At 54.8% G+C, this 12,254-nt stretch carries 10 protein-coding genes; 2 read left to right on the forward strand and 8 right to left on the reverse strand.

Translation table 11 applies throughout. The features are described from left to right. Positions 1-139 precede the first annotated feature (139 nt). The 6 genes from PsWM33_RS12250 to PsWM33_RS12275 all read right to left on the reverse strand — a co-directional run bounded on the left by PsWM33_RS12250 (position 140) and on the right by PsWM33_RS12275 (position 6,760). Positions 140-997 carry a carbohydrate kinase family protein gene (locus tag PsWM33_RS12250; RefSeq protein ID WP_063300427.1) on the reverse strand — a complete coding sequence of 286 codons (858 nt, stop codon included), beginning with the start codon at positions 995-997 and terminating at the stop codon, positions 140-142. Beyond that, positions 994-2,052 carry an ABC transporter ATP-binding protein gene (locus PsWM33_RS12255; RefSeq protein WP_063297636.1) on the reverse strand — a complete coding sequence of 353 codons (1,059 nt, stop codon included), beginning with the start codon at positions 2,050-2,052 and terminating at the stop codon, positions 994-996. Before PsWM33_RS12255 ends, PsWM33_RS12250 begins: the two co-directional genes overlap by 4 nt. Before the next feature lie 4 nt (positions 2,053-2,056). After that, positions 2,057-3,544, reverse strand: a complete 1,488-nt coding sequence (argH, locus tag PsWM33_RS12260) for an argininosuccinate lyase (protein ID WP_063300428.1) — start codon at positions 3,542-3,544, stop codon at positions 2,057-2,059. Continuing rightward, a complete protein-coding gene (locus PsWM33_RS12265) occupies positions 3,541-4,419 on the reverse strand; it encodes a carbohydrate ABC transporter permease (RefSeq protein WP_063289274.1) in 879 nt (292 codons plus the stop codon). Before PsWM33_RS12265 ends, argH begins: the two co-directional genes overlap by 4 nt. A gap of 1 nt (position 4,420) precedes the next feature. Continuing rightward, positions 4,421-5,314, reverse strand: a complete 894-nt coding sequence (locus PsWM33_RS12270; protein ID WP_063289273.1) for a carbohydrate ABC transporter permease — start codon at positions 5,312-5,314, stop codon at positions 4,421-4,423. Between the two features lie 192 nt (positions 5,315-5,506). After that, complete coding sequence (locus PsWM33_RS12275) at positions 5,507-6,760, reverse strand: extracellular solute-binding protein (RefSeq protein WP_063300429.1); 1,254 nt, start codon at positions 6,758-6,760, stop codon at positions 5,507-5,509. A 315-nt stretch (positions 6,761-7,075) separates the two neighbouring features. Here PsWM33_RS12275 and PsWM33_RS12280 point away from each other — a divergent pair, with 315 nt between their 5' ends. Both PsWM33_RS12280 and PsWM33_RS12285 read left to right on the forward strand, forming a co-directional pair. Next, positions 7,076-8,125, forward strand: a complete 1,050-nt coding sequence (locus tag PsWM33_RS12280; RefSeq protein WP_063300430.1) for an ROK family protein — start codon at positions 7,076-7,078, stop codon at positions 8,123-8,125. Between the two features lie 9 nt (positions 8,126-8,134). Continuing rightward, positions 8,135-10,528 (forward strand): PIG-L family deacetylase, encoded by a 2,394-nt coding sequence (locus tag PsWM33_RS12285; protein ID WP_063300431.1) that lies wholly within the window; start codon positions 8,135-8,137, stop codon positions 10,526-10,528. A gap of 52 nt (positions 10,529-10,580) precedes the next feature. On the opposite strand, the gene PsWM33_RS12290 is transcribed toward PsWM33_RS12285, so the two are convergent. Continuing rightward, positions 10,581-11,711 (reverse strand): ABC transporter permease, encoded by a 1,131-nt coding sequence (locus PsWM33_RS12290; protein ID WP_063300432.1) that lies wholly within the window; start codon positions 11,709-11,711, stop codon positions 10,581-10,583. Then, positions 11,708-12,254 (reverse strand): ABC transporter ATP-binding protein (locus PsWM33_RS28425; RefSeq protein ID WP_244276694.1); only part of this gene is annotated, 547 nt, incomplete at its 5' end. The genes PsWM33_RS28425 and PsWM33_RS12290, both read right to left, overlap by 4 nt.

Genomic DNA, 12,254 nt, shown 5'->3' on the forward strand with positions numbered 1-12,254 from the left:
CCCACCTAACCGGGTCAATTTTGCATGCCGATTCACAGTGCTGCGACTGCAAGTGATGCTGAGGGAAGGTGAAAGCGGGGATAAAAGGGGGAGCTAAGGGGGATAAGGGCCACAGCGTGTGTGACCCTTTTTGTTTGATTTAAGGTGCGCCGCCGACGCGCATAACGGCTGCTGCACCGCACTTGTTGCCATCTTGCAGGCAAGTCTCGATGTCTGCTCCGCGGAGCCATGAGCTCAGGAAGCCAGCGTTGAAGGCATCTCCGGCGCCAGTTGTGTCGACAACAGGGACGGGGTCTGCGGCTACGGTGATCTCGCCGTCCTTAGTGATGGCGGTTGCACCTGCCTTGCCTTTTTTCACAACTGTGAGTGTCGGGCAGTTGGCTGGCTCTTTCAGGTAGCCAAGATGCTCAGCTTCCATCTCGTTGGGCAGGAACAGGTCCACCTGTGCGATGAGGTCCTGAACCTCTCCATTGAGGAGGCAGTTCTGATCCCATGAACAATCCAGAGAAACAGTCATGCCTGCGGCCTTGGCGATCTCCAGCAGTTCCGGAAGTTCCTGCAGTGTTGCCAGTTCACCGATGTGCAGGTGTCTGGCTTTTGACGTGCTGAACGCCTCCAGCATGTCTCTTGGGACTGCGGTGCCATTGCGCTTTGTCAGGAAGGCGCGGTCTTCCTGACAGCCGATGACGGCTGTTACCTGAGCACCGTTTGCGGTATTGAAGGGCGACAGGCTCAGGTCAACGCCGCTGCGCTGCATCTTGTCTAAAATCGCAGAGCCAAACGGGCCGCCGGGCATGGATGCCAGAAGGGTCGTTTTGTGGCCCAATGCGGAAAGGTTGGCAGCGGTGATGAAACCGCCGCCTCCAGGTTCAACTGCCAGTTCTTCGGCGTAGGTTTCTTCGCCTAGTCTTGGTAGTTCGGTGAGCCCAGTAAAGATGAGGTCGCAATAAACTCGTCCCGCACAGACGATTGCCCCATCGGTTTGTTTTGAGATCACCGGATAGCCTCCCCGGTGTGCGCATCAAACAAGTGAATGGCTTCAGGTGCTGCATGCAGGTTGACTGTGTCGCCAATGGCAGGCGGTGTTCTGCCAGAGGCTTTAGCGATGACTTCCTTTTCGCCCACTTTCACGTAGGCGAGAGTGTCTGTGCCGAGTGGTTCGATCACGGACACTTCGCCGGAAAAGAGGCCTTCGCCTTCCTGAACCAGCAGGGCATCCGGGCGCAGACCAACGGCGACCTTCTGATTTTCATTGAGCTTGGTGGTTGGCACTGGAACTGAGGTGCCATTGTCCAGAGCGATCGTTTCTCCCTTCACAATGCCATTCAGCATGTTCATGGAAGGGGCGCCGATGAATTGAGCCACAAAGATGTTTGCTGGCTCGTAGAACACTTCGAACGGTGTGCCGACCTGCTGGATGTGACCGTCTTTCATGATCACGATACGGTCCGCCATTGTCATGGCCTCGACCTGATCGTGGGTTACGAAGATGATGGTGTTGCCAACGCGCTGGTGGAGTTTTTTGATCTCCAGTCGCATCTGAGTGCGCAGCTGCGCGTCCAGATTGGACAGAGGTTCGTCAAACAGGAAGGCAGCTGGATCACGCACCATGGCGCGGCCAATGGCGACGCGCTGGCGCTGACCGCCGGAAAGCTGGTTCGGCTTTCTGTCGAGCAGGTCTGTCAGTTCCAGAATACCGGAGACTTCATCGATGCGCGCGTCTTTCTCATCCTTGGAGAGCTTGGAGGTGCGCAGTCCAAAGCCGATGTTTTTGCGCACCGTCATATGAGGGTAGATCGCATAGTTCTGGAAGACCATGGCGATGTTGCGCTCTTTGGGCTCCATGTCGTTGACCACATCACCGCCGATGCGGATGTCGCCTGCAGAAATTTCCTCCAATCCTGCGATCATGCGCAGGGTGGTGGACTTGCCACAGCCGGACGGGCCAACCAGAACAACGAACTCACCGGACTGGATGTCCAAATTGATGCCATGCAGGACCTGAGTGTCCCCGTAGGACTTAACGAGATTGTTTAGGGATACGGTGGTCAATCGATCACTCCTGCACTAGTTTTGCAAAAGCAGCGCTGCGCACTAAAGTGGCTTGCACGCTTTGATCTGCAAATGATTTGTTTTTGGCTCTCAAGGCTTTGGCGGACTGTTTGTAAGTTTCCAAAGCAGCGTCCAAGGCACTTGGAGCTGGCCCGCCGGGACGGGTGCGAATAGCAACGAAATTTTCGGCACTGACAGCATGGATGAACTGGTCTTCGCTCATGCTGGATACCTTTTGGGCGTGTGCCTCAAAGGCCTTGCCAAATGGGTCAAAGCCGTCACGGAGTGGTCTTTGCTCTGCGATCACTGCTTTGGCTGTGTCTGCTGCAATCTCATGGGCCTGACGGAAGGAGAGACCTTCTTCACGCACCAGCGTATCTGCCAGCTCTGTGATGGTGATGCAGGAGGCGTCCGTGTTCTTTGCGACGCGCGCTTCGTTGATTGAGCTTGCGGCGATGAGTGCTGCAAAAAGATCCAGCACGCGGCTGCCGCTTTCAAAGGCTGCATACCCTGCCTGCTGCACTTCACCCTCACTGTCGTTCATATCGGTGAACGGGGTGTTGTGCATGGTGCCGACGATTGCATCGCAGCGGCCAACGGTGATGGATGCCAGATGGCGCAGGTGTTCGATTGGCACCGGATTGCGTTTTTGCGGCATGATGGAAGAGATCTGCACCAGGCTGTTTGGCACGTAGAGCTGTCCAACTTCGAACGCGCTCCAGAACTGCATGTCCTGAATGACGCGGCCCAGATGCAGGAACATGAGCTTCATGGCCGAGTAGAGGCCAGTCACGTAATCTACGGAGGCAATACAGCCATAGGAATTGAGCAGCGGTTCGCTGAAGCCAAGCAGCTGCGCCATACGCTCCCGATTGATCGGAAAGCCAGAGGTGGTGATGGCTGCAGCCCCCATCGGGCAGTGGTCAATGCCAGCTCTTGCCAGATTCATCCGTTCCAGATCACGCAGTAGCACTTCCAGTGCGGCGGACAGGTAATGGCCAAAGGTGGATGGTTGTGCCGGTTGCCCGTGGGTGTAGGCAACAATCAGCGTTTCCTTTTCGATCTCGGCTTTCTTGATGAGCACATCACACAGATGCAGAGCTTGCTGGGTGAGGGCATCACAGCGTTTTGCCAGCGCTAGCTTGAAGACGGTGTGGTCCATGTCATTGCGCGAGCGCGCTGTGTGCAGCATGCCAGCGATGTCTGGGCCGAGCCGCTTTTTCAGCTCGGCTTCAACGAGGAAGAAGTAGTCCTCGTATTCGCCCGTGTATTCCGGATCAGCGTCTGCCAGATCCTTCTCGATCTCAAGGAGTGCCTTGGCGATTTTCTTGCCGGTTTCAACTGGCACAATGCCAGTCTCGCACAGCATCACCAGATGGGCCTGATTGATCTGGGTGATTGAGGCGACATGGTGTGCTTTTACGCCTTCAAAAAGCGGTGCAAGCACTGTGTTTTTGTAGACAGGATGGGGGAACTTGGAGCTGTCGATCATCCTTTAAGCCCTGCCATTACTACGCCGCGAATGATGTAGCGCTGGAACACCAGGAATACGATCAGGGTCGGGATGGTTGAAATTGCTGCACCTGTCATGATCAGTTCCCACTCCACCTGCGCTTCTACGGAGAAGGTGGTGAGGCCAACGGGCAGGGTGTACATTTCCTGACTGTTGGTGACGATGAGCGGCCAGATGAAGGCTGTCCAGTTGCCAAGGAAGACGAAGATTGCTAGCGCTGCCAGAGCAGGGCGCACCAGCGGCATGGCCACGGTCCACCAGATCTGTAGTTCGTTAAGACCATCAATGCGCGCGGCTTCCAAGAAGTCGTCTGGTACAGTTTCAAAGAACTGCTTCATGAGGAAGGTGCCAAAGGCTGTCATGAGACCCGGGAACATGATGCCCCAGTAGGTATCGAGCCAACCGAACGCAGAGCTCATCAGGTACCACGGAATAACCAGCATTTCAGTCGGGATCATCAGGGTCGACAGGATGGCGATGAAGATGATGTAACGGCCCGGGAAGGTGTACTTGCACAGGACGTAACCGACGAGGCTGTCAAACAGCACGTTACAGATGGTTGTGATGGTTGCGATGAACAAAGAGTTGGTGAACCAGCCGAAGAAGCGCCCGTCTTCAAGAACGTAGGTGTAGTTCTCGATGGTTGGTTCTTCCGGGATGAGGTTCAGGTTGTAGACCTCAAACGGGTATTTGAAGGAGGTGGACAGCATGAAGACGATTGGCATGATCATGGCGATGCCACCTGCAAACAACAGGAGCCAACGGATGAACTGCGCCTGACTGCGTTTTCTGCGGGCAGAATTGCGCAGGGCCGAGGCCTTTTTGCTTGTGTCCAGAGTATCTGAGAAAGCCATATTACTTATCCCTCATGACGCGCAATTGCAGCAGGCTGACGACAAGCAAAACGGTGAACAGAACAACTGTTTGTGCTGCCGCATACCCCATGTCAAAAGAGTTGAAGGCCGTGTCATAGATCATCAGAACCAACGGCTTGGTGGAGTTGAGCGGGCCGCCGGGATCATTCGTGGTCATGTTGAAGACCTGATCGAAGATGCGTAGGAAGCCAATGGAGGAGAAGACAACCAGAAAGACGATGGTTGGCTTGAGAAGCGGAATGGTGATCTCGGTCAGCGTTTCCCACGCAGAGATGCCATCAATGCGGGCGGCCTCATAATAGGTTTGCGGAATAGCGCGCAGACCAGCCATGAAGATGATGACCTGAAAGCCCAGTCCTGCCCAGATGGCCGGTGCCAGAATGGATGGCAGTGCAAAGGTGGTTGAGTTCAGGAACGGGATTTGCGGGATACCGAAAGTGGCCAGCGTGTTGTTGAAGACGCCGATTGGAACCGGCTGATAGAACCAGCGCCAGACCCACGCCATTGCGACCGCGCTGGTCATGAATGGCAGGAAGTACAATGCCCGGATCGTGCCATGCATGAAGCGTAGTTTGTCGAGATGGAACGCGATTACGAAGGCAAGGAGCAGGGAGCTTGGTGTTCCCAAAATCAAATAGAGGAAGGTGTTGCCGAACACTTTCCAGAATGTGGGATCACTGAACAGCTTTACATAATTGTCGAACCCGGTCCAATTGCGGGAGCCGAGCAGGTTCCATTCCTGAAAAGAGAGCAGAATAGCGTTCGCTGTTGGATAGAAGCGCACGACTACATAAAAAACGATTGGGATGGCAAGTAGCCCCCACGCCCAGACGATCTGCTTTTGCGAGATCGAGAGCCTCTTATAAATCCCCAAAACCGCCCCCTGGTTATAGCCGGAATTGCAGCAGTTCGCTCAGAATATGAGACATGAGACTGCTTTAACTATTTGTTTTAAGGTGTTTTATGGCTCTGCTTAAAGAACCTTTGCCCTACATGCTGTCTTGATGGTGTGGGGGCAAGGTGGAGCCCCCACACACATACGTTTTGATAGACTGTCGCGTGATGCTTAGTTGTAGTAGTCGTCGAGGATCTTCTGCTCTTCGTCTGCTGCCTGAGCAAGAGAGTCATCTACAGACTGATCTTGAAGACGCATACGTCCAACCATGTCCATCAGAGCCTGACGCTGACCACTTTCGTTGGCGAAGATTGTTGTCTTCGCATAGCCAAGGCCTTTGATGAATGGGCCGTAGACTTCGTGGTTGGCATTGGCTTCTGTCATCGCTGCAGATGGTTTTGCAGGAAGTTCGCCAACGGTGTCGAGCCAGACTTGCATGGCCTCATCGGAGGTGACGTACTTCATGAACTTGACGGCTGCATCGTACTTCTCATCGGTGGCTTTGGACGTGATGCCGTTCACCCAATAAGACGAGTAGTTGGAATGGGTGCCGTCAGCTGCGGCTGGCAGCTCTGCAACGCCCCACTTGAGGCCGCGGACTTTGTTGAGTGCGCCGATGCGGAAGGAGCCGTCGATGTGCATGCCTGCCCGGCCTGCTTTAAAGGCGGCCTGTGGCTCATCCATGAAGCCTGCTGCGGTTACTTTGTGGGTGAACTCAAGATCGGAGTAGTACTTCAGAGCGGCTTTACCGGCATCTGTGTTGTAGTTCACTTTCTTGTAGTTATCCATGTATGGATCGCCGCCGAACTGGCGGATAAGCACTTCGCGGAACCAGTGGTGGTCCTGTGCGTTCATGCCTGTGGTGATGCCCACGGTGGAAAGGTTGCCTGCGCCGTCTTTCTGGGTGAGTTTCTTTGCGGTTTCAACCAGTTCGTCCAGTGTCTTTGGCGGGCCGTCGATGCCAGCTTTGTCGAACAGGCGCTTGTTGTAGAACAGAGCCAGTGAACGCACGGCGGTTGGCAGGGCCATGTACTGATCGCCGCGCTTCATGGCCTGAACCATTGGGAAGAACTCAGCCTCAATTTCAGCTGGCGGGAAAACATCGTTTGGAAGTGGCTGAATGAGTTGTGCGTTTACGTAGTCGTTCAACCAGCCGTAAAACAGCTGCACCACATCCGGGCCCTGACCCGCAGGGATCGCTGCTGCCACTTTCGTACGGTAATCCGCATACGGGAAGTGGGTCATTTTCACGGTGATGTCTGGGTTTGCCTTCTCGAAGTTTTCGATCAGGGTTTCCATTGCTTTCACACGTGGCTCAAAGAAATATTGCCAGTACTCAATTTCAACTGCTTGTGCGCTGCCTGCTGCATACATTGCGCAAGCCGCGGTGGTTGCCCCCAGCATCCACTTTTTCAACTGCTTCATAAGACCCTCTCCTAAGTCCTAAAGTCGGAGCTGCCCTCTATTCCTCGCCCCGGCTTCTTTTGATAAATTGCGAAAAGAAATGTTCTTCTCTTAATATTTCACAATGCTGAACAGATTTAATTCAATTGAGTTGAGTATTCAAGTGTTTTGATTTAATGGATAGATATGCATCGAAAAACACCACTTAAAATCATTGGCTCCAACGCCGAAAGAACTCGACTTCACAATAGGAAAGTCGTTCTCGGGCACTTACGTTCTCATGGCAAACTGGGGCGAGCAGAACTTGCGCGCCTGACCGGTTTGTCCACACAGGCAATGAGTAACATTATAGCTGAATTGGAGAGCGAGGCTCTGATTCTTGCGGGTGAGCGGCAAACAAAAGGGCGTGGTTTGCCTGCGGTGCAATACACTTTAAATCCGGCGGGTGCTGTTGCGCTGGGGGTGGAAGTTCGCCCCAACGCGATCTTGTGCGCGCTGGTGAATTTTCTTGGCGATACGCTTTACACCAAGCGCATACACATCGAGAGCAGCGAGCCCGCTGTGGTTTTGCCAACTGTTAAGGCGGCCTGCGATGAGGCTCTTTCATCCATTGGCAAGAACGCACCGCCTGTTTTAGGCGCGGGAATCGTTATGCCAGGTCCGTTTGGCCGTGTGGGATTGACCGGAGCGGGGAAGGCCGAGCTGGTTGGCTGGGACGATAAAGACCCGCAGGTGCTGTTTGAAGATGTGCTTCAGGTGCCTGTGCGCGTGGAAAATGATGCGACGGCGGCGGCGATTGCAGAGCAGACAACTGGCTCTGCTACGGATCTGCAATCCTTCTGTTTTGTTTATTTTGGCACTGGTCTGGGGCTTGGTGTGATCTCCAATGGTGAGATCCTGCGCGGTGCGTTTGGCAATGCGGGTGAGCTGGGGCACGTTGTTGTGGAACGGGGCGGGCGGCTTTGCTCCTGCGGCAATCGTGGGTGCCTAGAAACCTATACCAGCCGTATGGCGGCCAGTGAGTTTTTGCAAAAGCGCGGCAAGTCTGCCGAGAGCCAGAAGGACCTTTCTGATCTGCTGGCCGTGAATGATCCTGATCTGGATGAGTGGATCCGTGAAGCGGCTGACCCGTTGGCGCAGGCCATTGGAACGCTTGAGAACCTGTTTGATCCGGAGGCCGTTATTCTGGGTGGTGCTATGCCGCCAGAGTTGCTTGAGCGGTTGATTGCTCAACTGAACCTGATTGATGCGACGGTTTCCGTCCGCGCTGACCGGACCTTGCCGCGTGTAGTGCGTGGAGCGTCTGGTTGGATGACTGCGGCTCTTGGAGCGGCAGCGCTGATTATACACGACACCTATATTCCAAGTATTTCGAAGGTAGCCTGAGGGGACACGATGCCACTTTCAGAACAAGAACGTATTGCTGAGCACAAACAAAGTGTGCGGATGGTGAACCTTTGGCGAGCGCTGCAGCCGCTTAAGTCAACGGTTTCCTTTATGAATACGGGAGCTCATCCGGATGATGAGATTTCTGAGATGCTGGCAGCGATCGGTTTTCGCGATGGCATTGCCTTGTCTTATGCCTGCGCCAATCGCGGCGAGGGCGGGCAGAATGATATTGGCACCGAGGCGACCGAGAACCTTGGTGTATTGCGCACCGCTGAAATGGAAAAAGCCTGTGATGTTCTGAACATGCGCATGTACTGGCTTTCGGAAAAAGCTGAGGACAGCGTTTTTGACTTCGGATTTTCAAAGAGCGGTGTTGAGACACTTGGCAAGTGGGGGCATCAACGCACGCTGAAACGGTTTGTTGAAATCATCCGGCAAGAGCGGCCAGACATCATCAGCCCGACTTTCCTGAACATTCCCGGCCAGCATGGTCACCACCGCGCCATGACACAGGCTGCGTTTGAGGTGATGAAAGCGGCGGCTGATCCTGAGTTTCCTGATGTTGATCTGCCGTGCTGGACCGTCAAGAAGCTCTACCTGCCAGCATGGTCTGGTGCGGGCGGGGCGTATGATGATGAGGTTCCACCACCGCCTGCGACGCTGGAGTTTGATGGCAACGGTGAAGAGGAAGTCACCGGCTGGAGCTGGGCGCAGATTGGGGAACAGTCTCGTGCATTCCATAAAACACAAGGTATGGGGCGCTGGCAGGCTTACGACAAAAGCAATGTCTGGCCGCTGCATCTGGCGGAAAGCACGGTTGGAACAGACGAGCTGTCTTTATCTGATAATCTTCCGAAAGACCTTTCCGAGCTTGCTGCGTTTGCAGGAGCGCCAGCACTTTCAGCATTGCTGGACAAGGCGCATGATCATTGCCTGGATGCGATTGAGGCCTTCCCGAACCGTGCGATGATTGGGGCGGCTGCAGCGCAGGCTCTGAAGTTGTTGCGGAAGGCGATGGATGATTGCCCTGAGACAGCCCGTGATGAAGTTCTGCACCGTTTGGAGCGCAAGGAGCTGCAGCTTGCGAAGGTGCTTGAGCTGGCAGAGGGCATTGTTGCCTCTGTGCGGTTGTCTCAAGACCAGTTGAAGCGTGGTGAGAGCGCTGAGGTTGCGTTTGAATGCAATCGTGAAGCCGTGAGCTTTGAGCTGGATTTGCCGAAGGGCTGGGTGCAGCAAGACGGCTGCGTCCAAGTTGGGGGTGAGGCTGACACCAGTGATCCGTATCCTGCTGTTTACCGCCCTGATGCGGTTCAGGCGCCCTGTGCAAAGCTTCAGTTTACTTCTCATGGTGTGGCGGTTGAAACGCGGCTGCCGTTTGAGGTGGAGCCAATTGTGCTTCCTTCTCATGTGGTTACATTGGATGACACGGGCTTCGTGCTCAACAACACGCTGGAAAACCGGTCCTTGAGCATTCCGGTGGGGGGGAATGCCGAGGGCTTGAGCCTTGATGTGCCAGAAGGATGGACGGCACAGTTTGACGATGGTGTTTTCCAGATTGCTCTGCCGGATGATGTCGCCAATGGGCTTTATGAGCTGCCGATCCTGCAAGGGGGCGAGCAGGCTTACACAGTCCATGTTGTGTCTTATCCGCATGTGAGTCAGCGCGTTCGAGTTACTCCGGCAACGGTTCGGGTCTGCGTGGTTGATGCTCGCCTTGATGCGAGGCGCGTTGGCTATGTTGGGAGCGGTAATGATCGCGTCGCCAAATGGCTTGGTGACATTGGCGTTGAACTGGTCGATTTGCCTGTTGGTGAGTTGAGTGCCAAGCGGCTGCAAGGGCTGGATTGCCTCGTCGTCGGCATCTTTGCGTTCCGTAGCCGACAGGACCTGCATGATTTGATTGCGGATATTCATGCGTGGGTGAAAGCTGGTGGGCGCCTGATCACGCTCTATCACCGTCCATGGGATCGCTGGGATGCAGAGAAACTTCCCCTTCAACCGCTTGAAATTGGATCACCGAGCCTGCGTTGGCGGGTGACGGATGAAAATGCCGAGGTGCGTTATCTGAACCCGCAGCATGCCTTGCTCAACCAGCCTAACGAGATTGGCAAGAGCGATTGGGCGAACTGGCACAAGGAGCGTGGGCTCTATTTTGCGAAGAGCTGGAATGCTGCCTATGAGCCGCTGCTGGAGATGGCGGACCCTGATGAAGCACCTCACCAAGGCATTTTGCTTGCGGGTGACTTTGGGCAGGGGCAGCACATTCACACCTCGCTTATCCTGCATCACCAGATGGAAAAGCTGGTGCCGGGGGCTTTTCGCCTGATGGCCAATCTGGTCTCAAGTGGAACTGAAGAGGCGGGCGCCTCTCAAAGTGCTGAGGCTTTTGAGGCCAGCTAGTTGATCTGATTGAGGCGCTGCAAAACAGTGCCTCTTTTCTTGCGGGCAGTTGTTAGTCCAGTGTCCTCTTGAACCTCTTGAGAGCCAACATCAGGAGCAGGCCGACGAACAGGAAGAGGGTGTAAACGCTTGCAGATACCTCGCTCCATTCTGCGCCTTTCAGCAAGATCGCCCGTACAACGCGTAGGAAATGAGTGAGTGGGAAGATCTCGCCCAGCGTTTGCGCCCATTCCGGCATGCCCGCGTAGGGGAACATGAAGCCGGAAAGTAGCAGTGACGGCAGAAAGAAGAAGAACGTCATCTGCATGGCCTGCATTTGCGTGCGGGCGACTGTTGAGATGAAGTAACCCAGCAGAACCAATGTCAGCACAAAAACCAGTATGGCACCGATGAGTAGCAGCAGCCCGCCTTCAAACGGGATGTTGAAGAGCAGGCGGCCTGCACTCAACACAACAGCCACCTGAACCGCCCCCACGCCCAGATAGGGCAGGACTTTGCCGCACATGATCTCAAAAGGAGACGCGGGCATGGCCAGTAGGTTTTCCATGGTGCCGCGTTCTGTTTCTCGCGTCAGTGCGATGCTAGTCATCATCACCAGCGTCAGCTGAAGAATGACGCCCAGCAGGCCGGGGACGATGTTGTACTGGGTGATGCCTTCCGGATTGTATTTGCGATGAATGATGGTACTGGACTTCAAAAGATCCTGCTTCAGGCTTGGATTCTTTTGTTTGATGGATGCAACGGCTTTTTCGATGATCGCCGGGGCGGAGGCGACAGCAGCGCCGGATGCTGCGGGATCTGTGGCATCTGCTTCAATCAGCGCGTTGGGTATTCCTGCTTCTGCCTGCTTGGCGAAGTTGCTGGGGAATGTCACCACAAACGTGACTTTGCCACGCCGGAGCAGGCTGCGGGCTTCTGATGGTGAGACGTTGACATCGGTGAACTTGAAGTACTGAGAGTTCTCAAGGGCTGTAACGGCGGCACGGGAATATGGGTCATTTGCCATGGCAACCAGAGCCGTAGGGAGACCGCGTGGGTCATTGTTGATCGCGTATCCAAACAGCACAAGCTGAAGCAGGGGAATACCGAGCATCATGGCGAAGGTGATGCGGTCGCGGCGCATCTGGATGAACTCTTTGATGAGCATGGCAAAGAGCCGCTGAAGGGAGAATACTCTGCTCATTGCATATTGTCCGTGCTGTCACTCATGAACTTGATGAAGACATCCTCCAGATTGGTTTCTGATTGTTCTGTCCGGATGTCTTCGTGTTGCTCCAGTGGTTTGAGCGCGCGTTTCAATGCCTGAAGGTCTGTTCCTGTCACGTGCAATGAGTTGCCGAACGGTGCGACCTGCTGCACGCCTTTGTTTTCCTGAAGCTGAGGAATGAAACGCTCAAGGTTGGGGCCGGTGAGTGTGTATGTGTACAGTCCTGCATCTGCAATAACGTCGCTCAAGGAACCATCTGCCAGCAGTTCGCCATATGAGATGTAGGTGATGCGATGACAGCGCTCGGCCTCGTCCATGTAGTGGGTGGAGACAAGAACGGTCATGCCATCAGCTGCAAGGTGGTGGATCTCCTCCCAAAAATCACGGCGGGCTTTGGGGTCCACACCAGCGGTGGGTTCATCCAGCAGCAGAAGCTTGGGCTTGTGCATGGTGCAGGCCGCCAGAGCGAGGCGTTGTTTCCATCCACCTGACAGTTCGCCTGCCAATTGATTGCGGCGG

It is taken from the genome of Pseudovibrio sp. WM33, from assembly GCF_001623165.1.
Taxonomy (GTDB): domain Bacteria; phylum Pseudomonadota; class Alphaproteobacteria; order Rhizobiales; family Stappiaceae; genus Pseudovibrio.

Coding starts and splice junctions, on each gene's coding strand:
- argH (WP_063300428.1), bottom strand. CDS start 3,544: ATGATCGACAGCTCCAAGTTCCCCCATCCTGTCTACAAAAACACAGTG.
- PsWM33_RS12265 (WP_063289274.1), bottom strand. CDS start 4,419: ATGGCTTTCTCAGATACTCTGGACACAAGCAAAAAGGCCTCGGCCCTG.
- PsWM33_RS12275 (WP_063300429.1), bottom strand. CDS start 6,760: ATGAAGCAGTTGAAAAAGTGGATGCTGGGGGCAACCACCGCGGCTTGC.
- PsWM33_RS12280 (WP_063300430.1), top strand. CDS start 7,076: ATGAGTAACATTATAGCTGAATTGGAGAGCGAGGCTCTGATTCTTGCG.
- PsWM33_RS12285 (WP_063300431.1), top strand. CDS start 8,135: ATGCCACTTTCAGAACAAGAACGTATTGCTGAGCACAAACAAAGTGTG.
- PsWM33_RS12290 (WP_063300432.1), bottom strand. CDS start 11,711: ATGAGCAGAGTATTCTCCCTTCAGCGGCTCTTTGCCATGCTCATCAAA.